Here is a 24,472-nt window from a genome sequence, read left to right as displayed (position 1 = left end):
CCAATTATGAAAGTGATTATTTGGTAAAATTAAATCCAGTTATATGAAAATTGAGAATACTTTTTCAGCAAGCCCTAATTAGTAAAGATTATTGAGCTGAATTGCCTTTGGTTTTAACCAAAGAATAAATGGATACAGTAAGTTAAAGGCTTTAGCCAATAAACACAATTATTTTGGCTAAAGCCATTTGTTAATTCAATACAAAACCATTGACTGAAGTCAACGGTAATTGATACAGTATTATTCGAGTAAACTTAAATGATTAATGGTATCACTTGTAAATAAAAAACGGCTTGAATAAGAATTCAAACCGTTTTATTCTACTATAATTATTTGATTATAAGTAAACTAACTATACTATTTTCATTTTATACGAATATCACTTATTGCCACGAATCAGAGCGCTGAACAAATCAAACTGCATTTCTCCCACAAATTATTGGTGCAAATTGGTGTAATTCGTGTTAACAAATTAGAATTTTCCATTCGTGTTTTTCCAAGTATCTTGAGGAGCTATTTTTTCCATAACGTCCCAATGCTCAGCGATTTTTCCATTCTCCACTCTGAATAAATCATAAAAAGAAGTATGGTCTGCGCCAAAGTGCCCTTCGCTAACAACAAGTACAAAGTTTCCTTGACCTAAAACTTTATGAACGGTATAAAATTTCATAAAAATCCCTTGTTTTGCTAATGCTTCAAGCGCTCCGCCTAATCCAGATAATTGATCAGGAATGTTTGGATTGTGTTGAATATAATCGTCACCATTGAAATAATTCGCAATTTTTTCCATTTTACCATTTACCAAAACATCCTCAACAAAGTTCTTTACCACTATTTTGTTAGCTTCTGTTTTGTCTAAATCTTTAAGTTCAGTAGTACCGTCGATCATCGTGCGACCACTTGGATTTGCTGACTCTGGAGTAAGTTGTAGGTTGTCCCAGTGTTCTACGATTAAACCGTTTTCGAATCTAAAAATATCGAAACCAATTTTTGGTCCAAAGAAATTGTAATCTGTTTGTGTGAAAACAAAATCACCATCTTCAAAAGCACGAACCGTATTTGCTTTGGCAGAGTTAGGAGGTAATTGTTGCAAAACGGCTCCAAAACCAGCCAATCCATCCGCTACTCCTAGATTGTGTTGAATGTATTTTTCAGGATTAATGTACGCTACTGGTTCGTGAGCACCTGTTTCTATTGATTTAATTAAAGCGACTACTTTTTGTTTGTTTGAAATTTCCATTTTGTTTTCTTTTTTAATTTTTGATTTTTTTGACGTTTGACCATAAGATGTTGTTACACATAGGCCAAAAAATACTACTGCACTTACTATTACTTTGTTCATTTTTTTATTGTTATAAATTGATGATGCAAAGGTGCGGCGACAATCGAAAAGAAAAGGGATACAAAAAGTCCTTTGGATGGTAAATTTGTGCCAAATCGAAATTTAAAACAAAACGCTGTCTCTAAATTCTAATGGGGTACTGAGATTGTGCTTGCGGAAATACTTCACGAAATTAGTAGGTTCATCAAAACCTAAACTAAAACTAATCTCCTTTACGGACTCTCTGGTATGTGCCAGAAGACGCTTGGATTCTAGCATAATGCGGTCGTCGATTATTTTCTTAGGGGTTAAACCCAAAATTTTTGAAGTGGCACCATTCAGTCTTTTTTTTGTAATATGCATTTGGTTTGCATAACTCACCACTGATTTTTCATGGTTAAACTGATGCTCTAATAATTCCTTGAACTGCATCACTAGATCTAAGTCGGCACCTTTTTTCACTTCGGTAAAATCTTGCGTACGACGCTCCCTTTCCGAAATTAATAAAATATTCCGAAGGTAATTGCGCAGCACATCCGCTTGGTAGTCGTCTTTCGGGCGTGATGATTCGTGTTGAATGGCGTTGAAAAGCCCTTCAAACAAATTGGTTATTAACGGAATATCGACTTTTGGAATACTAAATAAATCATTGAACAAAATACTACTTTTCAAAAAAGCGATATCCGATTCCTCTTTACAGAAAAAATTAGCCGTGAACAGCAACACTTTTCCATCAAAAGGAATTTTATCATCAAACTGTTGTACACTGTTTTTGTTGACAAAAACCACACTATTAGGAACAACGTCAATTCCGATAAAATCGACTTTATGAGTGGGATTTCCTTTTTGAAACCAAAGAATCTGGTAAAATTCGGCCCGATGTGGAGTGGTTAATTCCTGCTCAAACTCGGCATAAAGCGGCCCCATCTCCAGGATTTCTATTTCCTGAGGCAGTCCTTCTTTAAAATCGTATTTCAGAATATCTTGAGACATAAACTTTCTCTTTTGATGCAAATCTTATTTTAAGCAATTTAATGCGGCACAACAGCTGATGTGAACCGCAAACATACACAAAGTTATTTATAAGCAAAAATGGTCTTAAAACGAATGATTTAAAGCCTAAAAAACCAAATTACCATGCAACAACAAAGAATAACATGCTTTTCAACACAAATCTCCGAAAACCTTTTTTTTATAAAAATTTTTGAGGATCGTTATGTAAAAGCTAGTTTGCAGCAGTAGTAAAATAAACTTTAAACTTGGATTGTTCCACGTTTGGCATCGATTTTTAAATATATAAGCAAACAAATTCCTAAACCAGCGCAAATAGAAAAACCAATAAACAGTGGTAAAGCAGTATCACCAATGAATCGACCAATGTAAATACTGATGGGAACAGCCATAATTGTTGAGATAAATCCAGTTACAGCAGCCGCGATTCCGGCAATATGACCTACTGGTTCCATGGCCATAGCGCGCACATTTCCAAAAAGGAAACCGATACTAAAGAACTGCAAGGCAAAAAATGCAATTAAAACCGGCAAAGCAGGATTGGGTGAATTGTAAAAGAAAGCCACATAAGTAGCTGATACCAAGAAAAACGAACATAAAGCAATAGTAATTAGTTTTTCCATTCCGAATTTAATTACCAAAACAGCATTTAAAAAAACGGCTGCACCAATAGCAATGGCAAGACCTGCAAAGATGTATGGAAACTCGGCTTTTAAATGGTACTGATTTTCAAAAATTTGTTGTGAACTACTCAAGTACACCATAAATGAACCTGTTACTAAACCAGAAATGATCGTGAAGCCTATGGTTCTCTTGAACTTTAATAATTCTTTGAACTCGGCTATAAATCCTTTTTTAGAAAAAACTTTCTTATTTTCAATAGATAAGGTTTCTGGCTGTCGTTTCCAAAACCAAAACGAAACCAGTAAACTAATTAAGACTTGAATGTAAAAAATTCCATGCCAGTTGTAATAATCCAAAACAAACTTACCCATGGCAGGTGCTACTACAGGAACCAAAATAAAAACAACCGTAACAAATGACATAATACGCGCCATATAATCACCGCTAAACTGATCTCGAATGATGGCAATGCTAATCGTTCTAGGAGCCGAAAGTCCGATACCTTGCAAAATTCTGCCCAAAACCATCATTTCCAGACTTGTTGCATTGACACAAATAAAACTCGCGCCAATAAACAAAGCAAAACCCATAAAAACTACGGGTTTCCTACCAATACTGTCTGAAAGCGGTCCAAAAAACAAAGGCCCGAAACCCAGTCCCAAGAAAATCATAGTGATCAATAACTGATTATCGACCACATTTGTGGTGCCAATACTGATACCAATACTATCTAAAGCGGGTAATAAGGCGTCAATAGCTAAAGCCACCACCGACATCAGCGAGGCCATTAAAGCAACAAATTCAAATTGAGAAGTGCGGGTATTTTTTTGCATGCCCCAAAAGTACAGTATTGAAATGGTTTCTTAGCTGATTTTCAAACAGTCTAAAAAATGTAAAAATCACTTCCTTTTTAAACTAGCACCTGCTTTACGGAACCACTCACTGTACAGCAAGCCTTAACTGTGTTGAATATCGTTCCAAACTTTTCAATATTCTTCTGCAGTAAATCAATATTTAGGTTCTCATCAGGACTGTAAACGGTCAACTCATACTGTATTTCGTCCATTCTGGGTGGTTTTTCAAGTCGTACAGCATTTACGGTTAGTTCAGCACTTGAGTATTCAAAATGCATCATGACCGAAAAACGAGCAACATTTTTAAGAATACAAGCAGAAAAAGATCCCAAAAATAACTCTGCTGGATTGGGCAAACTAGCTTCGGTTTCGGGAGAAATCCCAAAACTAATCTCAGATTCTTTAATATGCACCTCTGCATCTTTAGTTGAGGAAATACTTGCTTTGACAGAATAGTTCATAAATGAATTGGTTTGAAATTGTTACTTTCAAATATACGACTAACCGCGTACTAATTTGTTTTAAAGTCTATTATCCGCTCCTTTTAAAATTAGCAACTATCTATCAAAGTGGAAAGCATTCGGTATCTGTTTCATAAAAGCGCATTTAATTAATAGCAAATTTTATAAGCGGCTTTATATTTCCGTTATCTGCCTCTTTTAATGCTGAAATATAGCTTTTCCTAGTTTCATCAGCTTTAATCATATTTGATTTTTGCCAACTGAAAACTTCTTTACCGAAAACAAATTCAATTATGATATCAGCCATCATCCTTGAATGTCTCCCATTACCATTGGGAAAACAATGAATTGCAACAATTCTATGTTTGAATCTAATTGCAATTTCATCCTGAGAATAGGTCTGGTTTTCAATCCAGTATTTAGCGTCATCAATTAGATATTTTAGCTCTACTGCAACTTGTGTCCATTTTATTCCAATATTTTTGTTTGTTTTTCTGAATTCACCTGCCCACATCCAAACATCACCATACATTTTTTTATGCAAATCTTTTATGAACTTTTCAGACAATATCTTTTCAGTTTTTAAATTTGAAGAAATAGTCCACTCCAAAGCTTTTTCAATATTTAGCTGTTCGAATTCATCTAACTCTTGTTGTGTTGTTATTGATTTTATTTTTAATCCCTCTTTTTCGTTCTCATCTAACGGGGTTTGACCTTCATTATAATTGAAATTTATTCCCATAACGATTTTCTCATTTCTCTTTTAATTTCTCTTGCTAAATCAACTATTGAATCATTTATTTTTGCACTACTGATTCCTTGGTCTTCTAATTTCATATTTTGATTAGTCCTCAATACAATTTTACGAGCAAGTTTTTCAGCTTTTAAATTGATTAAATTATCAATAGTCCCGTCTTTTGGTACAAAACCATAAACAAACTTCATCTCTAAGGCCTCGCCTACTTCCTTTAGTTTGTTAATAGTGATCTGACCTGTAGCCTCTCGTTCCTCGATTTTTTGTACTGCTCCTTTTGTTAGCTTAAGTTTATTTCCTAATTGATACATAGTCATATTGAGACCTGTCCTAATCGTGTTAACCCATCCCTTTTGAGGAACTAAAACCATTTCAGTCCCTTTAAAAACAGCTAGCTTTTGATCCAGTTGATCTATGAGTAATTTTTTTTTGTTTCTCATCTCTTAATAGTTTAATATTCCTAAATATATAAATAAAAAAGATAAAAGTAAACATATATGTATAAATAAATTGTAAAAAGTATATTTATTATTATACTTTAAAACAAATAAATATACATATAGATATACTTTTTTATCGAAAAACATTCTAATTGTTTTAAAAGTAACGATACCACAGAACTGTATACCGCGCCCATAAAGAGAAGTAAGAAATTGTAGTGGTTTAGCTCCTAATGAAGCGCTAGTGTACTTTGGAGCTGTTCTTTAAATAAGATAAGTAAGATGCCGATAAGTAGATCTATTGTGGATATGATTTGTGGGCACGGATTGCAAATCCGTGCTATAGATGCGGTTAGGTTTATGTGCGCGCGGTCGGTTTTGAATGTGAGTAACACAACGCCATTACCAAATGTACAATAAATACAATTGGCTCATTACAAACGGGCTTGGGAGTTTTATTAAAAATTTCCGCTTACGCAAAAGGGAATTAGTTTGTGTTTTTATAGTATTAAAATACCCGAAACGGAATAGCTAAGCCCGATAGCAGCGAAAATCCTTGTGGGGCGGGCGTTATGCCCCACAAGATTGAAGTGAATAGCGGGAGGATTGTTTCTTAAAATTACTGCAGTTGCCTTCCTGAAAATTTAATTCAAACTGGCCTTGAACATGCGCAATTCGTCCCAGCTGTATTTATCGCCAAACTGTTCTTTCATAGGCGTTAAGGATTCTTCTTTGTAATGTTTGAAGGCTTCACTCAACTCGGTAATTTTGTCTTCGGGTAGGATGTCTTGCACGTTGACTTTTTTGGACTGGATGAGTTTTACCAGATGCCCTTCAATGGTTTGAGCGGTCAATTTACGGATGTTGGCAATGTCATCGATCGAATTTTTGGCAATCCATAAGTCGTAAGTTTCCTCAATAGTCGATTTTTTAGGTGCTTTCTTGTCGGTTTTTTTCTTAGCCGAATAGCGCTCTAGGTCCTTATCGTCTTCAATCAAAGTGACATGAACTTTTTTGAATTGGTTCTCGATCGCGTCTTTTTTCCTAGGAATGTATTTTTTGATTTCGTCAGAAGTTAGCTTTTCTTTCGAAATGGTTTGGCCCGCAACTACCGTTTCTATAAGTAATTTGGCTTTCATTAAGCGCAAGACAGCTTTGGTTTGCAACTCTTCGAGTACGGTTAATTCGTCAAAAAAAGCTTTGACTTTCTTGATTCGTTTTACTTCTTCGAGTTTCCACAAAACTTCAAAAACCAAATCGTCCATGGGTTTGAAAAAATAATCAAAAGCCGCTTGAATACGTTCAGAAACATGGATTAGATCAACGGTTTCTGTATTGAAAATTTTATTAAGCTGGTGGATGAATTTTTGGGATGGATCCAAAAGTCCGTCGATGGCTATTAATTGCTTGTTTGCCCAAATGGCGTGCTTTGATTTCTCGGAACTTTCGGATTTATCAGAATAACTGAATTTATGATTGCGCCATTCCTGAGCCAGATCAGACCAATCAAAACTGTTAATCAAATAGTTATGAATGAAATTTTTAGTTTCAAAATGCAGTGAATTTTTCAAAACCTCTTCAGTAGCTTTGTTTAGTGCATAATTCATCACATCTTGATCGTTTGAAATTCCGTTCATACGCAACGGAGAGAGCAAAATAAGCCCTTCTAATGAACGCAAACGCGATAATGCAACGTAGGCCTGTCCTGGCATAAAAACTTGCGAAACATCGATCGCTGCTTTGTCAAATGTCAAACCTTGGCTTTTGTGCACCGTAATTGCCCAAGCCAGTTTGATGGGGTAATGTACAAAAGTACCTAGTACCTCCTCCTCTACCTCTTTGGTCATTGGGTTTACCGAGTAACGGATATTTTGCCATTCGTACTTTTCGACTTCGATTGTTTTATTCTCTTCTGGAAAATGCACTCTAATTTCATGCATACCCAAGGATTGAATGACACCCATTTTTCCGTTAAAATAGTTTTTGTCAAAAGACAAATCATTTTTTACAAACATGACTTGAGCGCCTATTTTAAGCTGAAGCTTAGATTCTATTGGATAAATTTTATCTGGAAAATCACCTACTATCTCTGGATCATAGGTAATTAACTCCCCTTTTAGATCGGCAAGCGCTTGTGCATTCATTGCGTCAGCCTTAGCATTATGTGTGGTTAAGGTGATGTAGCCTTTGTTTTCTTTGAGATCAAAATCAGGTTTTACGTATTTATTTAAAACGGCAATATCTTGTTGCGAAATCTGGTTGTTACGCAAATTATTCAAAACAGCGATGAAATCTGTATCCGTTTGACGGTAAATTTGAGATAATTCTATATATAGCGGCGGACTCAGCTGTACGGCATGCGAATGGAAAAAGAATTTTCCGCTGTAATAATTGCGCAGCGTACGCCATTCTTCATCTCGAATAACAGGTGGTAATTGTAATAAATCTCCTATGTATAATACTTGAACACCACCAAAAGGTGCTGTTTTTTTACGAACGGTTTGCATCATATAATCCATGGCATCCAGTAAATCAGCACGTAGCATACTTACTTCATCAATTACAAGCAATTCCATGTTGCGGATAACTGATTTTTTGAGTCCGCTCATTTTAAAATGCCTGCGTAAAGTATCTTTCGATTCAAACTTGACCGTATCCGTAAACTGAGAATCCACATTAAAAGCTGGAATAAATCCGCCAAAAGGCAACTGAAACATCGAGTGAATAGTTACACCACCAGCGTTTAATGCTGCAATCCCTGTAGGTGCCACGACCACAGTATTCTTGTGTGTTGTTGCGATAATCTCGCGCAACAAAGTGGTTTTACCAGTTCCTGCTTTCCCGGTTAGAAAAACGGACCGTTGGGTTTGATTGATAAATTGGAGCGTGTAAGCAGCTGCTTCAGAAATGGTTTGCATTAGGCGTATAAATAAATGATCGTAATAAAATTCAAACAGAGTAAAAATACATCATTTTTACTTTATAAAAAGAAAACAAAACGGCAATAGGGCCGGAAAAACCAAAAAAAAAACCTCCATTCAGCAATAGAATGAAGGTTTTAATCGAATTAAAATAAAATTATTTTTTAGCTTCGGCTTTATCTTCTGATTTAGCTTCAACTTTTACATCTGCCTTTGGAGCTGATTTATATTTGTCGTTTAACGCTTTAATGATGTCCTTAGTGATATCGTATTTTTCTTCTGCATATAATACTGAAGCCGCGTCACCAGTACCGTAGATGTAGCTGTACCCTTTTTCTTTTCCGTACGATTTGATGAATTTTTTTACTCCTGAAACTAGAGAATCCATTTCAACACTACTATCTTGTTGTAATTGTTGAGACAGTGCCTGTTGTGCATATCCTAGTTGTTGTTCTCTTTTTTGTAATTCAGCTCCTCTTTTTTGAGCCCATTCTTGACCGTTAGCTTGCGCTTGCGACTGAAAATTAGCAGCATCTTGTTTAAAACGGTTAATTTCTGCTTCTAGTTGTCTTCCTTTTTCTTCAGACTGTGCTTTATATTTCGCTTCAAGATCTTTAGCTTCTGTGTATTCTTTCATTAATACCGAAGTGTCTACATAAGCTGTTTTTACTTCTTTAACATCTGTACTTTTGTCACAAGCAACAACTGAAATAGAGATTGCGATAATTAATAATACTTTTTTCATTTTGATATCTTTCTAATTTTTAACTATTGAAGACAAAAATATAAAAAAATAGATAGGATACTACTAAAGTTTTAAAAATGACGAAATAATAAGCGTTAAAATTGAAAAAAGAAGAATAATTGAAAAAATGGGAAATGCTATTTTTCAATTTTAATCAAGACCATTTTGGCATTGCAGGCCACGTCAGTCTTGTTTTCAAGAGCTGTTACGCCTTTGGCAGCAGTATCAAATTTATCAGTGTAGATAAAATAACTGTTTAAATTTAAATTGTAGAAAAATTTAATATTCTTTTGTCCGCTAGCAAGTGCTTGTTTCATAAAAGTTTCGGCTTTTTTACTGTCGTTGTGCACGGCTAGTATTAAATAAAATCCGCTTTCTACATTTTCTATATTTTTAACCACTTGCATATTAGCTAACTGGTAACCGAAATCATATTTTTGAGTTGCATTGCCAGTGCTAGCATTCGCAACTGTTCTTTTCAAGAACTCTAATTTTTCTTTGTCGGCAATTTTTTGTTGTTCTATGTTAAAAGCAGTAGCATTTTCTATTCGTAATTGATTAGCAACAACAGCTTCTGTTTTATAATCATTTACTTTGTCAAACAAGTTAACATACAATTCCTCGATGTTTTTCTGATCGGCGTTTAACTTATTCAGCGTATTCAAGTACAAATTATTGGCAGTTTGCGTTGATTCTTGTTTAAGAACTTCATCATACATGCGTTCAAATTTGTTTAACAACGCATTTTGATCGCCATTTTTAGCAATGATTTGTTGAGAAACAGTGTCAAAAAACTGATTTTCTTTCGAACCATCCTGAATAATCAATAATTTATTGGCATTATCTTTTTCGAAAATTCCAGCAATTGAATCCAAACTCTTAGATAAAAAGTTTTGATTGGCAGTGAAATCATCCAAAATTTCCAATAAAGAACTGATAGAAGCCGAACTATCTTCAGCATCAACCTCTGCTGATTTGCTAACAACTGGAACTTCAGGAGCCATTTTAATAGCTTCTTTTTGATCATACACTGGACTAACCGGAATCTCATTAACCGGTTTTGTAACAGCTTTAATTGCATCAGCCGTTTTTGATTTGTCGGCAGTTGTAGTCAAAGCTACAGGCATAACTGCAACAGTTTCCGCTTTATCTGCAGGATTCAAAGCGGACACTTTATTCTTTTCAGTGCTTGCTGCATTGGATGCATTTGATAAAACAATATTAGCACCAACAGTGGCGCTATTTTTATTCATAAGAGCACTTGCACTAGCTTTCAAATCATACGCCTTAAGGACAATAGGACGAATTGCAATAGAATCTCTTAACTCGTTTTTGATTGCGTTATTAACAACTGAATCCGAATCAAAAACAATATTATCCAAATCACTAGCATCTGAAATCACTAGATTATCCAGATTGTTTTTTGCTTCTTGTAGTTTAGTTTTGGTTGCATTCAACTCCTCTTCCTTACGAGCCGATTCTACTTCAAGATCTTTTACAGCAAGTATGGCTTGTTGTTTTTTCTCTTCTACTCTTTTCAAATAGGCAGCACGTTTAGCAACACTAATTCTTTTAGCTTCATCTATAGCCGCTTGATCAGTAGCACTATTTTCCTTCTGAACCTTCACTTTAGTACTTGGAACAACGCTTGCAGCAACTTTGCTTTCTATCTTATTAGCAGCATCACGATCGGCAGTACTTATTTGACTATTCAGTAAAATAATGATTTCCTGAGTGATATCATTCTTTTTTCCTTTAAAAGCAGTAGTGTCATCCGTAGCACCATAAACGTTATCATAACCATTGTTGTGAGCATACTCATAGATGATCTTATTTACATCTTTATTCAAAGAATCCAAAGCTGCTTTCTTACGATTTTCCAGTTTATTATAGTATTCCCGAGTAGACTTATCAACAGTTGCATTAGTAGCTAAACCTTTGTTTTTCAATAAGGCATCATATTTTTCCTCAATAATTTTAGCTTGATCATATTGCTTCATAACAGAAAAAGTATCCACATACGCCGTGTTCGCTTGACTTTCTTTACGATTGTCTTCACAGGAGTATAGGAATACTAAGAGTAGGATGTATAAAAAGGTTTTCTTTACAAACATACGTTATTAACAATTTTCTAGTAATTGTTAACAAAAATAAATAAAAAATGATACCAACAACAAAATAACAGATAAAATTTATAATAAATTATTATTTAGAATCACTTTAAATAAAGCTTAAGCCTTATATAACAAGTCTTTACGATACTAAAAAGCTTTAAAAAATTTACTGATTTCCGAATACAAAAATTGTTAATAAGTACAAAAAAAAGAAGCTACAAAGACCATTATAAACAATAACTAACGATTAAAACGCGGAATTAACAGCCTAAAAAGACGTTGTTAACAATAAAAAAGTGCTCCTAAAAATAAAAATTGTTAATAACGTTGAGTACATAATACACAGAATAGTTTGCACAGGATAGCATACTCACAATAGAAAATAGTGAGAATAAAATATAGAACACAAAATGAAGCGCAACCAATACCGTCATTATTGCATATAAAAGGCTGCCAACGCATGAAATACCATACTTAAGGTCAAAATTACCGTTCAAAGAGAAAAAATAAAGCAGCAACTACTATAAAACTACTAACCTAAAACGAAAAACAGCTCAACAAAAATTTATCACAGCCTATAGAATACAGCTTACGCTAAAGCAAAAATGAAAAAAGACAAAAAAAATAGCCCAAATAAAAATGCTGAACAAAAAAAAAGCCTTCGAAATAGATCGAAGGCCAATTTTTATCAAAAAGCAATATTACAATACTTATAAAAAATTACAAGAAAATGTTCCACGAGGAACAATCTTAAAAAAAACACTAAATATCAACAAAAAATGATCATTTTTCATACTATTAGAAATATCTATCGAATACAATTTACGAATTGCTAACCTTTATAAAAAACAGCTTTAATATCTCCATTTTAAGCGCATCTAATAAAAAAGCTAATAAAATATATATTTGTGCTTAAAAACGTTGAAATATGCCCTTCTAAATGGTTTTTAGTGGTTTCTTAGTACATAAATGTGTGATGAATACTCCAAACTGGCTTTGGCTTTCCAATTAGATCGCAATCCAATAAAAAATGCTTTGACAAAATTCATCTTACCTGTTTTATACTTTTCAGATAATAAACTCACATAAAAAGAATCAAACTTCATAGGCAACACTTTTACCAATTCTATTTGTTCTTTCTCAAACACTGCTTTAATAGCTTTCTTAGAAAAATGCCAAAAATGAATTGGCACATCATAAGCAGCCCAAAAAGACTGATAATAATTAGCATCAAAAGATTTAAAATTTGGTACCGCCACAATCAAAGAACCTGTTGGCTTTAGAAGTCTCTTCAATTCTTTTACTTGAGCTTCTAAATCGGGCACATGCTCTAAAACATGCCACATCGTAATAACATCAAAAGACTGCTTTTCTAGTTGCGCCGTGTCATCAACAAATGAAACACCTTTGCGAATAGCAATATCCCTCGCCTTAGCACTAGGCTCCAGTCCTACTGTTGACCAATCATTGTCTTTGGCTACAGCCAAAAAATCACCTGTACCAGCACCAATATCCAAAATTCGACCTTTGGCTGGCTGCAAGGAATTAATTAAGTCTAACTTATTTTTTAAAGCAATACCTTTAACAAAATGATAGGCTTTTTCAAAAAGTGATCTTTTACTATCAGTGTGTGAAATGTAATCTACACTTTCATAATACTTACCCAAAACCGACACTGCTGGTTGTGGACTTGTAATTAACATATCTAAATTTTCATCATAATACAATTCAAAAATTTCTTTTGAAACTGAATGATCTTTCACTGTTAGGAAATGCTTTTTATTAGAAATATCCATTAATTAAATTATAAACTATTTATATTCTTTTCGTAACAAACCCCAAAAGTACAGAAACACTTTTGGGGTTGTAATTTATTTATTTTTTAAACTTTTCAACAATAACAAGGCTTGTGCCGGTAGTTTCACGTGGAACAACTTGAGAACAGCTCATCATTTCTATAGTATCAATTTTAGGAAACACCTAAAACTAAAAATTACATACTGTATTATCTTCCCATGTAAATTAACAACACCGAAATATCACTTGGAGAAACACCACTGATTCTAGATGCTTGAGAGATTGTAATTGGTCGTATTTTAGTCAGTTTTTGCTTCGCTTCAATAGACATCGACTTGATTTTATGATAATCAAAATCCTCTGGAATTTTCACATCTTCCAAACGTGTTAATTTATCAGCATTATTGCGCTCTTTTTCGATATAACCTGAATATTTGACCTGAATTTCAGCTTGCTCCAAAATTTCTTGATCCAAATCATTTTCGGAAACATACGTTTTTACTTTTTCGAACTTCATTACATCTTCCAAATCAATTTGCGGACGAGAGAATATTTTAAACATTTTATCACCCTGCGAAATTAACGCTGTTCCTTTCTCTTCTAAGATTGGATTAGCCTCACCCATCGTCACACTTGTTTCTCTAAAAAAAGCAACCATTTTATCTGATTCCTTCAACTTATGCTCCATACGTCGCAAACGTGCTTCAGAAGCCAAACCAATTTCGTGTGACATTGGTGTTAAACGAAAATCGGCATTATCTTGACGCAACAACGTCCTATACTCCGCTCTCGATGTAAACATACGATAGGGTTCTTCTGTTCCTTTCGTAATTAAATCATCTATAAGAACACCAATGTACGCCTCGTCACGTTTTAAAATCAACGGCGCTTTTTCTTTGACTTTTAAATGCGCATTAATTCCAGCCATTAATCCTTGAGAAGCTGCTTCCTCATATCCTGTAGTTCCGTTGATTTGACCTGCAAAATATAAACCTTCAACAAGTTTAGTTTCTAACGTATGCTTTAATTGTGTTGGTGGAAAATAATCATACTCGATTGCATATCCTGGACGCAAAAACTGCACTTTTTCAAAACCAGCTACAGAACGCATAGCTTTAAACTGAATATCGGCCGGCAAAGAAGTAGAAAAACCATTTACATAAACCTCACAGGTCTTCCAACCTTCTGGTTCAATAAATAGTTGATGTCTTTCCTTATCGGCAAAGCGATTAATTTTATCTTCAATTGATGGGCAATACCTTGGACCAAGACTTTTAATCCTTCCATTGAACATTGGCGAACGATCAAAACCCTCTCTTAATATATCATGTACTTCAAGCGAAGTGTACGTCATATGACAAGAACGCTGATGCACTAGCGGCGAAGTGATATCCGAATAAGAAAACTTATCTGGTTTAACATCTCCCTTTTCCTCGTTCATTTTAGTAAAATCCAAAGAACGTCCATCAACACGTGGTGGAGTTCCTGTTTTCATTCTGCCTGATTCAAAACCTACTTTTATCAAATCTTCGGTAATCCCGTATGCTGCACTTTCACCTGCTCTACCACCACCAAATTGTTTTTCACCAACATGGATCAAACCATTTAAAAAAGTACCATTCGTTAAAACAACCGACTTAGATTTGATTTCAATACCTAGTGAAGTACGAATACCTTTTATCTTACCATCTTCGATAATCAATCCTTGTACCATTTCCTGGTAAAAATCAAGATTAGGAGTCCCCTCTAACATCATCCTCCATTCTTCGGCAAAACGCATTCGATCACTTTGTACACGCGGAGACCACATAGCAGGACCTTTCGACTTATTTAACATTTTAAACTGAATTGCGGTACGATCTGAAACAATTCCAGAATACCCACCCAAAGCATCAATCTCACGCACTATCTGTCCTTTTGCTATTCCACCCATGGCAGGATTACAAGACATCTGCGCGATGTTTTGTAAACTCATCGTCACCAACAAAGTCTTCGAACCTAAATTTGCGGCAGCAGCTGCAGCTTCTGAACCAGCGTGCCCAGCACCCACCACAATAACATCGTATTCTTTTTGAAACATCTTATTTATAAATTAACTCGACTGCGTCGAGACTAGTACTAAAAATTAAAAAATTTTCCTTTCGGAAAAAAACAAGCAATCGTTCCACGTGAAACAACCACCAAAAAAACAAATATCTAACCCTTGTTATGCTCTGATATACTTTAGAAAAACAACTCACTTACAATTACAATGAACACAATAATAATTTTTGCTATTCGCAAAAATACAATTACCAAAAAAAATCTTTACTCTTTTCTATACACAACAAAAAAAATAACCCATTCACGAAAAAACAGACCACTGTTCCACGTGAAACAAAAAACAAATCCGGTACAAGGTTCAAAAAAAATTAGTCCAGAACCAAAATCGACACAACTGACAGACGTTCCACGTGAAACAATAACCACAACACTAACTTAAATTACGTAATAAAAATTACAAACCCCAAAACAAAATCATTGTTATAATGTTCCACGTGGAACCAAACCAAGTCATGCCTTGAAAAAACGTTGCTTAAAGTTCCACGTGGAACATAGCGATCTTTTCATCTTCTTTCATACGCATTGTACGCTCCTCCTCGTCGCCTTTATCCTTGTACCCGCAATAGTGAAGAACACCATGTACTAGTACGCGTTTCAGCTCCTCTTCAAAACTGACTTCGAAATCGGTAGCGTTATCTATCACTCTTTCGATAGAGACAAAAACATCACCGCTCAATTCATTACCCATAGTATAGTCGAAACTAATGATATCAGTAAGTGTATCGTGATCTAAATACTCTACATTGATTTTATGCAAATACTCATCATCACAGAAGATGTAATTAATTTCGCCTTCTTTCTTGTTTTCAGAGATAATAACAGCAGATAACCAACTAGCCACAGCTGCTTCATTCTCTAAAATAAATTCGTTTTCGTAATTAAAATTGATCATTTTTTATTAAAATATTCTTGAACCTTTTGGTTAAAATTGGAGCGCAAAGGTAATGATTGTCTATTTAAAATCTCTATGCTATTTAAATAATCTAATAAGGCGCTTGGTAACGCTTTAGAATCATTATTAAATTCTTTTTTATTAGTTTGGGACTGCCTTTTATTCTCCTCCCCTTGCTCTTGGACCGCGGTTTTAAGTTTGAGTAACTCTTGCTTAATATTTAAAATCTTCTGCAATGCTTCGTTTTTAAAACCTTTATTAAGCAACTGCTTTTCTAACTGTTTCATTTGATCCAATGCAGCTTGACCTTGCCCACCTAAACCTTGCTTATTCAACTCCTTCTCCAAAGCTTCACGTAACCTTTGCTGTTCTTTGTAAATTTCCATAATCGCCTTGGCATTTCCTTCTCCCTCACCTTCGCCATCATTTCCATCTCCTTCTTTACCGCCAGATTTTCCTTTCCCTGCCTTACCGTCTTTACCATCCTTTCCATCACCTGGATCTTTTCCTGATTCCATTCCTTTCTTAATTTTATCCCCAAGCCCCTCTTGTTTCTTAATAATATCAGGCAACTGCATTCCATCACCATCACCAGGTTTTGGTTTGCTACCAGCAGGGCCTGATAATGACATTTGCATACCGTTCAATACCTCACTTAAAAAATCACCCAACTTATTCGCAGCAGCTATTGTATATTGCTGATGTGAAATCCCTTTTGGAATCTGACTATCTGTTAACGTTTCTAACGCTTTATCAATATTATATTGCATATTACCTACTTCACGAGTGACATCCTCAGCAATTTTTTCATTACGCAGGGACATTGCAAACAAGCTATCATCAACATGCTTGAACTGTTGCTTTAAATCTTGCTGCCATTTTATCTTTTTATTGAAAGCAGGAGAACCTGATTTTAAAACTTTAAACTGTGCCATCAAATCTTCTTGCGAAAGCGAGAAAGCTAAAAGATTATCTAGAATTTGACGCAGCATTTTTACATCTTCCTTCATTTGTTCGCCAGCACTTTCATTGATACTTTGTGACATCTTCATGGCCATAGATTTCATATTCTTGGCCGCATTTTTCTGTTTTAGCTTTGCTTTGTCTTTATTACTTTTCTTAAGTTCATCAGTTGCTTTAGACAAATCATCATCAATTCCTTTTTCCTTTGCAGCATCATCTGGAAGGTCCAATGGCGATTTTAAATCAAGATTATCCTTCTTTAAATCCTTTAATTCATCTTGGATTTTATCAAACTCCTTTTTAATTTCCTCTTGCTTTTCAGCAGTATTCGTTTTATCATTATCAGATAATGCTTCTTGCTTCTGTGCTAATTTATCAAGTTTGTCAGCGAGTTGTTCAGCCTTTTTTTCTACGTAATACTTCTTAGTCAACTCAACCAACTGTTGCAAATTCTTAACTTGATTTTTACTATTTTGCTTGAACTTTTCTAATTTACCCAGAAGCTCTTCATTCTTAATTTTGTCATTAAGATCCTTTAACTCCTCCAATAATTTTTTGTTTTTCTCTAAATCCTTATCTGCTTTGTCTAATCGCACCTCCAAAGCTTTCTTAAACTCATCGTCTTTTTTAGATTTGAATTGATCTAAATTATCCTTCATTTTATCAGCAAACTGCTTCATCAAATCATCTTGCTGCTTTTGACGTTTGATAAAATCATTAACATCTTGTTGTTCCTTAAATTCAAATTTATCTTTTTCCTTACCTGACTTTTGCAGTTTATCCAAATCTGAAAATTGTTTGTTTTGATTTTTCACCGCATTTTCTAAACCTTTAATGTTATCATTTTGCTCTTGCAAAAGTTGATCTTCTTTTTCTGCATCAGTAGCTATACGATTTGAAAACACAGAAGACTTGGTGCTTTTAAAATTATGGACCGCATCATTATCAAAAATTTCAAAATAATACTCATACGCCACACCCTGCTCCACCGGTAAATTAGAAGGAAAGGCAAATACAAACTGATCAAACGGCGAGCTCTTGATGGCAATTGTTCCACGTTTAACATTTACAGGATTTGACTTAGGATAATACACCACTTGCAGTTTAGATAATCCATAATCATCTGCTATTTGACCTAAAACAAAACGCTTGTCGACCTTTAAACTATCTGGTGCGTTGTTGACTTGGATACTTGGGTACTGATCTTTGACTACTGCAATCTGATAATTGAGCTTTTCATAGTTCTTAACGCTATTATTTGAAGTAATAACCTGATAATCTGTATTTTGAAAAATATTTTTAACTAAACTGAAGGTCTCATCCGTATTTTTGAACTCAAAACCAGACTGCCCACTAAACCACACCACTTTAGCAGTAGCTACTGTTTTAATTTTCCACTGTACGGCAGTTCCTTCAGGTACAATAGCATTACCTGTACCTTGAATACTTTCGGATTTCTTATTTAAATAAGCTGGGAAATTTAAAATCATCTCAAAATTAATAACCGCAGGTACTTCTACCACCTTCAATTCATAATCGGGAGAAAGCACACCATTCGCCTCTAAATGAAAGCGCAGATTAGAACTAACTTTGGTCCACTTGAATACAAATTCACCATTCGTAGTTTTTTCAAGAAAATAACTTTGATTATCAACAAATATCATACTGTTTTCAGGCATCACTTTACCTACAGTTTTCACACGTAGTACAAAATCTTTGTTCTGCTCTGCTTGTAAATTTGCATTCAGAATCACAAATTCAAATGGAGCTGGCGGCGCAAATGGAGTGTTGAAATGCACTACTCTATTTAAACTTTGCGCAATCATGTTATTATTACCCGTCACGTAAAACAATGCAAATAAAACTACTGGTACTATAGCAAGAGGCAAATATTTTTTATTACTGCTAAAGTCAACAGCGTTACTAAAAGGAATTGGTTTAAGACTATTTGCTTTTTGCTCAATAGATGCAACTAATAATTCAGACTGTCGTGTTGTTCCTTCATTAGAAGACAACTGCAAAAAATTAGTTAGTGTATCATTTACATCACAAAAATGAGTACCAATAATCGTCGAAGCCTGTTGCAAGTCAAGGCCTTTCTTGAGTTTAAGCAACTTAAAAACAGGAAAAAGAATAAATCTAATCCATAAAAAAGCTTCAACAGCTATAAAAACCCAAAACAATAACATACGTCCTATTGGCTTAAGCCATAAGAAATGCTCAATGAACAGTGTAAACAGAAAATACAATAAACCCAAACCAATAAAGAAGACCACTCCTTTGATTAGTTCATTCCAATAAAACTTTCGAATAAAAGCTTCTAACTTTTGATAAATAAAATTGCTACTGTCCAAAATATACCTCTCTTTTTAATAACCAATAAAAGTAACAATTTATATGAATAAAGAAATGTTAAAAGGTTGGAAACTTGAAAATGATACAATTATCCTCTTTTGTTATCATCCAATTGACTAATTGAAATTGTATCTTTGCACGAAAATATACAAAAATGTCAAATCCAATTCGTGTGCGTTTTGCACCTAGTCCTACAGGACCTTTACATATTGGCGGTGTACGTACTGCTTTATTTAATTATTTGTTTGCTAAAAAAAATGGCGGAACTTTTTACTTAAGGATTGAAGATACAGATCAAAATCGTTTTGTACCCGGTGCTGAAGCCTATATCATGGAGGCTCTGGAATGGTTAGGAATAGCCCCTGATGAAACGATTGGTAAAAATGAAAAATTTGGACCTTATCGACAAAGCGAAAGAAAACATTTGTACAAAGATTATGCGGACCGACTCATTAATTCTGGTTGGGCGTACTATGCATTTGATACACCGGAAGCATTAGACGCTTTTAGAAAATCAGAAGAAGAACAAGGCAAAACCTTTATATACAACCACACCAATAGAGAAAAACTAGATACTTCCTTGGTGTTGTCGAATGACAAAACAGCTGCCAGAATAGCAAATGGCGAACACTATGTAATACGATTCAAAACGCCTGTAAATGAGACTTTGCATTTACATGACATAATAAGAGGCGATGTAAAATTTGAAACCAGTTTACTAGATGATAAAGTATTGTTTAAAAGTGACGGTATGCCTACATACCACCTTGCTAATATAGTAGATGATCATTTAATGGAAACATCGCACGTTATTCGTGGAGAAGAATGGTTACCATCCATGCCACTACACGTGCTATTGTACAGAGCATTTGACTGGAAAGCACCTGAATTTGCACATTTACCTTTGATATTAAAACCTGTTGGGAACGGAAAACTATCGAAACGGGACGGCGATAAATTAGGATTTCCTGTATTTCCATTAGAATGGAAAACAGCAGAAGGCATAGCAACTGGATATAGAGAAAACGGATTCTTTCCGGAGGCAGTTGTTAACTTCTTGGCTTTATTAGGATGGAATGATGGAACTGAGCAAGAGTTGTTCACATTAGCTGAGCTTGTTGACAAGTTTGATCTCAATCGTGTTCATAAAGCTGGAGCAAAGTTTGATCCAGACAAAAACAAATGGTTCAACCACCAATACTTGATCAAAGCAGATAATGGATTATTGGCGAAAGCCTTTACTCCTATCCTAGCAAAAAAAGGTCTTACTACAGAAGAGGAAACAATTATAAAAATAGTATCATTAATAAAAGAAAGAGCGCACTTTGTATCAGAATTCTGGGAGATGAGTAACTTCTTTTTTCAAGCACCAACTGCGTACGACGAAAAAGCTACTAAAAACTGGAAACCCGAAACACCAGCCTTAATGACACAATTAAACACTGTTTTAGCTACTATAACAGACTTTAGCTCTATGAATATAGAAACTGTCGTAAAAGAGTGGATGACAGCTAATGACATAGGAATGGGCAAGGTAATGCAACCGTTTCGATTGAGTTTAGTTGGCGCTTTGAAAGGTCCTCACCTATTTGATATCGTGGAGGTAATTGGAAAAGAAGAAACGATTAGTAGAATTGAAAAAGCAATTTCAGTTTTGTAGAAAACAAAAAGCTCTCACCGTGGTGAGAGCTTTTTGATTATAAGTACAATAATATAGCACCATTAATAATTCCTGGATTGCCCTTAAAATTATAGCCTAGATTTTTAGAATTCAAATTGTCGAGCATATTATTCATCCCGTATTGATACGAAACATTGAACCTAAAATGCTTCAGACCGGCCGTCACACCAATTGTAGGATAAAAATTAAACTTAGAAACATCAAAAATATCTTTGGCTAACAATGTAGTTCCTGATATTACATTAAGCTCATCAGCAGGATCAAGCTTTAATTTACCGTTGATTTGTACAATAGGACCAAACTCAACACTAAGCACATGCTCTACAATAACATAACTCAACTGCAACGAAACTTGGGCAGAAGGCAGTTTATAGATCACATCCTTAAAACCTAAACCGATGGTAGGTACCGAAAAATTATTTTCACTAAACTGCAAGGCGTACACCATATCAAAGTCATTATAAAAATTACCTCTGATAGATAAACCAGCATTCCAACCTAAACCAGGCTTAGTGGTAAAATTATTAGTGTTTAAAGTAAACTGATTAACACCAGCGATAATTCCTATTCGATTAGAATCACGGTACCCATATTGAGCAATGGAAGTACAAGAAAACAATAGAAAGACCGATAATACAAGTAGATTTTTCATATAATGACAGTATATAACAACAAACCTAAAGATTTTTTGTAATTTAACAGTAATTTTTAAACTAAAATATAACAATATGAACAATGTACTACTTATTATCCTAGTATTTGGATTCTTTATCTTACTATCCTCCTTCTTTACCGTGAAACAGCAATCGTCTGTTATTATCGAACGATTTGGGAAATTTCACAGCGTAAGACAATCGGGCTTACATCTAAAAATACCTCTAATAGATCGTATTGCGGGACGTGTAAACTTAAAAATACAACAACTTGATGTCATCATTGAAACTAAAACAAAAGATAATGTATTTGTAAAACTAAAAGTTTCAGTACAATTTATGGTGGTTAAAGACACCGTGTATGATGCTTTTTACAAATTAGAATATGCTCACGATCAAATTACCTCTTATGTATTTGATGTAGTACGTGCTGAAGTTCCCAAATTAAAGCTAGATGATGTATTTGAAAGAAAAGATGATATAGCCATTGCAGTAAAGAGAGAATTGAATGAAGCAATGACAACTTATGGATACACTATTATCAACACGCTAGTAACTGATATTGATCCAGACATTCAAGTAAAAAATGCCATGAATAGAATTAATGCTGCTGACAGAGAGAAAACTGTAGCAGAATTTGAAGCAGAAGCATCAAGAATTAGAATTGTAGCCAAAGCCAAAGCAGAAGCAGAAAGCAAGCGTTTACAAGGACAAGGTATTGCTGATCAAAGAAGAGAGATTGCTAGAGGTCTAGTAGAAAGCGTAGATGTATTGAACAGAGTAGGAATTAATTCTCAAGAAGCATCGGCTTTGATTGTAGTCACACAACATTACGACACACTACAAGCCATAGGTGCTGATACGAATTCTAACTTAATATTACTGCCTAATTCACCTCAAGCAGGAAGCGAAATGCTTAACAACATGGTAGCTTCATTTAGTGCTTCAAACCAAGTAGGTGAGATGATGAAGAAAACAAATCGCAAAGAGGCAAAATCAAAACTAAAAGAAATCGAAACTTCAAATGAAGACACAGCAGAAGAAGAACTATAACTAAATAAAAAAAAAGAGGCTTAAAAGCCTCTTTTTTTAAACAACCATTTTGTTATAAATGGTAATGCTATACTTATAATTTGCCCATACTTACCAGGAAATGAGGGCACATAAGATCCTACAATACCTCTAACTATGTTTTTAGGCTCTAAATTTTCTTTTATACCCTGAAACTCTAAACGCACCTTTTGAAGGCTAATTTCCTTCTCAATTTTTAGAATTTCGAGCTCCCGATCAATCTGTTCGTAAGATGAATACTTTCTTGTTCCCATATACTATTCGTTAAAAAATATTCCAGAGAATTTTTCCAAAATAGGTCTTTCCACCATCTTGTCTCTTATTAAATATAAAACTATTGCTATCAAAACATAGATCCCTCCTACTGTCAAGAATCCCAAAGGAAAACTACAAAAATAAGCGCCTAGAACTAATGCTAATGCAATCGAACTAAAAAATAAAACCATGATCACGGCGAATAAAATTAATGAAAATTTTAAAATAGCCGTAGTTGACTTCATGACAATCTTGAAACTATGTAATTTATAGTACTCAATATTAGCATCTACAAACTTGCCAACTTGCTCTTGAATATTTTCTGAATTTTCTTTTAATTCTTCAAATGCCATATCTTTATCTTATAATTGAACTGCTATTATTTTTGCAATCTTGCATTTTGTTCTTTTAATTCGGCCAATTTGATCTCTAAGAACGAAATAACATCTTCTGTTTTATGGCTCATATCTGAAAGTAAATCCACATAAGTTTCCTCTAAATCCAATTTAGCGCTCTTTAATTTTTGCTTCATTTCTCCTGATAAGTCGTCAAACTTGAACTTCAAATCTTTAGAAGCATCTTTGTACCCTTCCTTAATTTTACCTCTAGTTTTTGAACCTTTATCTGGAGCGAATAAAATTCCTAAACCTGCTCCTATCGCTGCGCCTGTTAAAATGGCTATTAACGTTGTACTTGTGTTATTTGACATAATTGTATTATTTATTTATTAAACATAAATATACAAAATTTTTAAATCAATAGCAATTCCAGACTATTATAATACTATCCAAGCATAAAAAAACCTCAAGCTATACTTGAGGTCCACTTAAAAATAAACTTAATAATTATAAGCTACAGCCTTGTATTTTCCGTTGCTTTTACCAACAATTGTTACAAATGGATAACCCAATTCAGCCGATTTATACTTTAATCTTCGAATAGAATCTTCATTCATAAAAAAAGATGTACCGCCTTTATTGACACCTTCATACACTTCAATAGCCAACTTAGAATCAAAACCTATTGTGTGATAATCCTGAATTACAGTTACTTTATCAAAATCTTTTTTAGAATTTACACTAATTTTTGAACTTATCGCTTCCGTTCTAGCTGTTGCTTTATGGTGTAAGAAAGCAACAGTATGCTTGCTTATTTTAAACTCTTGTTGTGATCCAGCAGGAGAATAATGTAAAACACCATTTTCATGTTTAATGAAGTTGACATCTAACTTTTGACCGTTGTGTTTTTCTATTTGATGTGTTTGAGCAAAAAGTCCTATACTCATCATTAATCCTAATACAGTTGTAATAATTCTCATAACAGATAATTTAAATTAATAAAATACAAATTACAGCAGAAAAATAACTTTAGGTATTATTTTTAATTAGGGCTTGCTGAAAAAGTATTCTCAATTTTCATATAACTGGATTTAATTTCACCAAATAATCACTTTCATA

20 protein-coding genes are annotated in these 24,472 nt (G+C 34.2%); 2 read left to right on the top strand and 18 right to left on the bottom strand.

The window, feature by feature from the left end:
• Positions 1 to 472: 472 nt before the first annotated feature.
• From H8R24_RS15700 to H8R24_RS15640, 13 genes are all read right to left on the bottom strand, one after another.
• A complete protein-coding gene (locus H8R24_RS15700) occupies positions 473 to 1,342 on the bottom strand; it encodes a nuclear transport factor 2 family protein (RefSeq protein WP_187020963.1) in 870 nt (289 codons plus the stop codon).
• 102 nt (positions 1,343 to 1,444) lie between these two features.
• Positions 1,445 to 2,314 (bottom strand): helix-turn-helix domain-containing protein, encoded by an 870-nt coding sequence (locus H8R24_RS15695; RefSeq protein WP_187020960.1) that lies wholly within the window; start codon positions 2,312 to 2,314, stop codon positions 1,445 to 1,447.
• A 260-nt stretch (positions 2,315 to 2,574) separates the two neighbouring features.
• Complete coding sequence (locus tag H8R24_RS15690; RefSeq protein WP_187020957.1) at positions 2,575 to 3,789, bottom strand: multidrug effflux MFS transporter; 1,215 nt, start codon at positions 3,787 to 3,789, stop codon at positions 2,575 to 2,577.
• Positions 3,790 to 3,866: 77 nt separating this feature from the next.
• Positions 3,867 to 4,271: an OsmC family protein gene (locus tag H8R24_RS15685; RefSeq protein ID WP_187020954.1), complete on the bottom strand. Its 405-nt coding sequence runs from the start codon at positions 4,269 to 4,271 to the stop codon at positions 3,867 to 3,869.
• 145 nt (positions 4,272 to 4,416) lie between these two features.
• The gene (locus tag H8R24_RS15680) at positions 4,417 to 5,013 is read right to left on the bottom strand and encodes a mobile mystery protein B (RefSeq protein WP_187020952.1); all 597 of its coding nucleotides are present in this window, start codon (positions 5,011 to 5,013) and stop codon (positions 4,417 to 4,419) included.
• Complete coding sequence (locus H8R24_RS15675; RefSeq protein ID WP_187020949.1) at positions 5,004 to 5,465, bottom strand: mobile mystery protein A; 462 nt, start codon at positions 5,463 to 5,465, stop codon at positions 5,004 to 5,006. Before H8R24_RS15675 ends, H8R24_RS15680 begins: the two co-directional genes overlap by 10 nt.
• A gap of 644 nt (positions 5,466 to 6,109) precedes the next feature.
• On the bottom strand, positions 6,110 to 8,383 hold the full coding sequence (locus tag H8R24_RS15670) for a helix-turn-helix domain-containing protein (protein WP_187020946.1): 2,274 nt from the start codon (positions 8,381 to 8,383) through the stop codon (positions 6,110 to 6,112).
• 160 nt (positions 8,384 to 8,543) lie between these two features.
• A complete protein-coding gene (locus H8R24_RS15665; protein ID WP_187020944.1) occupies positions 8,544 to 9,131 on the bottom strand; it encodes an OmpH family outer membrane protein in 588 nt (195 codons plus the stop codon).
• Positions 9,132 to 9,268: 137 nt separating this feature from the next.
• Positions 9,269 to 11,245 carry a hypothetical protein gene (locus tag H8R24_RS15660; RefSeq protein ID WP_187020941.1) on the bottom strand — a complete coding sequence of 659 codons (1,977 nt, stop codon included), beginning with the start codon at positions 11,243 to 11,245 and terminating at the stop codon, positions 9,269 to 9,271.
• A 947-nt stretch (positions 11,246 to 12,192) separates the two neighbouring features.
• Positions 12,193 to 13,041, bottom strand: coding sequence for a class I SAM-dependent methyltransferase (locus H8R24_RS15655; protein ID WP_187020939.1), 849 nt, complete (start codon positions 13,039 to 13,041; stop codon positions 12,193 to 12,195).
• 209 nt (positions 13,042 to 13,250) lie between these two features.
• Positions 13,251 to 15,122, bottom strand: a complete 1,872-nt coding sequence (gene mnmG / locus H8R24_RS15650; RefSeq protein WP_187020936.1) for a tRNA uridine-5-carboxymethylaminomethyl(34) synthesis enzyme MnmG — start codon at positions 15,120 to 15,122, stop codon at positions 13,251 to 13,253.
• Between the two features lie 495 nt (positions 15,123 to 15,617).
• The gene (gene ybeY, locus H8R24_RS15645) at positions 15,618 to 16,037 is read right to left on the bottom strand and encodes an rRNA maturation RNase YbeY (protein WP_187020933.1); all 420 of its coding nucleotides are present in this window, start codon (positions 16,035 to 16,037) and stop codon (positions 15,618 to 15,620) included.
• Entirely contained in the window at positions 16,034 to 19,189 is a 3,156-nt protein-coding gene (locus H8R24_RS15640; RefSeq protein WP_225876846.1) for a DUF4175 family protein, read from the bottom strand. Before H8R24_RS15640 ends, ybeY begins: the two co-directional genes overlap by 4 nt.
• Before the next feature lie 320 nt (positions 19,190 to 19,509).
• Here H8R24_RS15640 and gltX point away from each other — a divergent pair, with 320 nt between their 5' ends.
• Positions 19,510 to 21,015, top strand: a complete 1,506-nt coding sequence (gene gltX / locus H8R24_RS15635; RefSeq protein WP_187020928.1) for a glutamate--tRNA ligase — start codon at positions 19,510 to 19,512, stop codon at positions 21,013 to 21,015.
• Positions 21,016 to 21,052: 37 nt separating this feature from the next.
• Here gltX and H8R24_RS15630 read toward each other — a convergent pair whose 3' ends face one another.
• Positions 21,053 to 21,688, bottom strand: a complete 636-nt coding sequence (locus H8R24_RS15630) for a PorT family protein (RefSeq protein WP_187020925.1) — start codon at positions 21,686 to 21,688, stop codon at positions 21,053 to 21,055.
• 76 nt (positions 21,689 to 21,764) lie between these two features.
• On the opposite strand from H8R24_RS15630, the gene H8R24_RS15625 reads away from it, so the two are divergent.
• Positions 21,765 to 22,742 carry an SPFH domain-containing protein gene (locus tag H8R24_RS15625; RefSeq protein ID WP_187020923.1) on the top strand — a complete coding sequence of 326 codons (978 nt, stop codon included), beginning with the start codon at positions 21,765 to 21,767 and terminating at the stop codon, positions 22,740 to 22,742.
• A 20-nt stretch (positions 22,743 to 22,762) separates the two neighbouring features.
• Here the strand turns inward: H8R24_RS15625 and H8R24_RS15620 are convergent, their stop codons facing one another.
• From H8R24_RS15620 to H8R24_RS15605, 4 genes are all read right to left on the bottom strand, one after another.
• Entirely contained in the window at positions 22,763 to 23,014 is a 252-nt protein-coding gene (locus H8R24_RS15620; RefSeq protein WP_187020920.1) for a DUF6327 family protein, read from the bottom strand.
• Between the two features lie 3 nt (positions 23,015 to 23,017).
• The gene (locus H8R24_RS15615) at positions 23,018 to 23,368 is read right to left on the bottom strand and encodes a competence protein (RefSeq protein WP_187020918.1); all 351 of its coding nucleotides are present in this window, start codon (positions 23,366 to 23,368) and stop codon (positions 23,018 to 23,020) included.
• 26 nt (positions 23,369 to 23,394) lie between these two features.
• Positions 23,395 to 23,724, bottom strand: coding sequence for a YtxH domain-containing protein (locus tag H8R24_RS15610; RefSeq protein ID WP_187020915.1), 330 nt, complete (start codon positions 23,722 to 23,724; stop codon positions 23,395 to 23,397).
• Between the two features lie 129 nt (positions 23,725 to 23,853).
• Positions 23,854 to 24,333, bottom strand: coding sequence for a hypothetical protein (locus H8R24_RS15605; protein ID WP_187020913.1), 480 nt, complete (start codon positions 24,331 to 24,333; stop codon positions 23,854 to 23,856).
• Between the last annotated feature and the right edge of the window lie 139 nt (positions 24,334 to 24,472).

It is taken from the genome of Flavobacterium muglaense, assembly GCF_014305155.1.
Taxonomy (GTDB): domain Bacteria; phylum Bacteroidota; class Bacteroidia; order Flavobacteriales; family Flavobacteriaceae; genus Flavobacterium; species Flavobacterium muglaense.
The sequence above is the reverse complement of the archived record's forward strand: the minus strand, read 5'-3'. Positions and strand labels throughout refer to the sequence as shown.

What these genes read in the sequence shown, in the direction of transcription:
- H8R24_RS15605 (WP_187020913.1), bottom strand. Translation starts at nt 24,333, where the DNA reads ATGAGAATTATTACAACTGTATTAGGATTAATGATGAGTATAGGACTT.
- H8R24_RS15695 (WP_187020960.1), bottom strand. Translation starts at nt 2,314, where the DNA reads ATGTCTCAAGATATTCTGAAATACGATTTTAAAGAAGGACTGCCTCAG.
- H8R24_RS15615 (WP_187020918.1), bottom strand. Translation starts at nt 23,368, where the DNA reads ATGGCATTTGAAGAATTAAAAGAAAATTCAGAAAATATTCAAGAGCAA.
- H8R24_RS15680 (WP_187020952.1), bottom strand. Translation starts at nt 5,013, where the DNA reads ATGGGAATAAATTTCAATTATAATGAAGGTCAAACCCCGTTAGATGAG.
- H8R24_RS15655 (WP_187020939.1), bottom strand. Translation starts at nt 13,041, where the DNA reads ATGGATATTTCTAATAAAAAGCATTTCCTAACAGTGAAAGATCATTCA.
- H8R24_RS15665 (WP_187020944.1), bottom strand. Translation starts at nt 9,131, where the DNA reads ATGAAAAAAGTATTATTAATTATCGCAATCTCTATTTCAGTTGTTGCT.
- mnmG (WP_187020936.1), bottom strand. Translation starts at nt 15,122, where the DNA reads ATGTTTCAAAAAGAATACGATGTTATTGTGGTGGGTGCTGGGCACGCT.
- H8R24_RS15660 (WP_187020941.1), bottom strand. Translation starts at nt 11,245, where the DNA reads ATGTTTGTAAAGAAAACCTTTTTATACATCCTACTCTTAGTATTCCTA.
- gltX (WP_187020928.1), top strand. Translation starts at nt 19,510, where the DNA reads ATGTCAAATCCAATTCGTGTGCGTTTTGCACCTAGTCCTACAGGACCT.
- H8R24_RS15685 (WP_187020954.1), bottom strand. Translation starts at nt 4,271, where the DNA reads ATGAACTATTCTGTCAAAGCAAGTATTTCCTCAACTAAAGATGCAGAG.
- H8R24_RS15700 (WP_187020963.1), bottom strand. Translation starts at nt 1,342, where the DNA reads ATGAACAAAGTAATAGTAAGTGCAGTAGTATTTTTTGGCCTATGTGTA.
- H8R24_RS15675 (WP_187020949.1), bottom strand. Translation starts at nt 5,465, where the DNA reads ATGAGAAACAAAAAAAAATTACTCATAGATCAACTGGATCAAAAGCTA.
- H8R24_RS15670 (WP_187020946.1), bottom strand. Translation starts at nt 8,383, where the DNA reads ATGCAAACCATTTCTGAAGCAGCTGCTTACACGCTCCAATTTATCAAT.
- H8R24_RS15640 (WP_225876846.1), bottom strand. Translation starts at nt 19,189, where the DNA reads ATGTTATTGTTTTGGGTTTTTATAGCTGTTGAAGCTTTTTTATGGATT.
- ybeY (WP_187020933.1), bottom strand. Translation starts at nt 16,037, where the DNA reads ATGATCAATTTTAATTACGAAAACGAATTTATTTTAGAGAATGAAGCA.
- H8R24_RS15630 (WP_187020925.1), bottom strand. Translation starts at nt 21,688, where the DNA reads ATGAAAAATCTACTTGTATTATCGGTCTTTCTATTGTTTTCTTGTACT.
- H8R24_RS15690 (WP_187020957.1), bottom strand. Translation starts at nt 3,789, where the DNA reads ATGCAAAAAAATACCCGCACTTCTCAATTTGAATTTGTTGCTTTAATG.
- H8R24_RS15610 (WP_187020915.1), bottom strand. Translation starts at nt 23,724, where the DNA reads ATGTCAAATAACACAAGTACAACGTTAATAGCCATTTTAACAGGCGCA.
- H8R24_RS15620 (WP_187020920.1), bottom strand. Translation starts at nt 23,014, where the DNA reads ATGGGAACAAGAAAGTATTCATCTTACGAACAGATTGATCGGGAGCTC.
- H8R24_RS15625 (WP_187020923.1), top strand. Translation starts at nt 21,765, where the DNA reads ATGAACAATGTACTACTTATTATCCTAGTATTTGGATTCTTTATCTTA.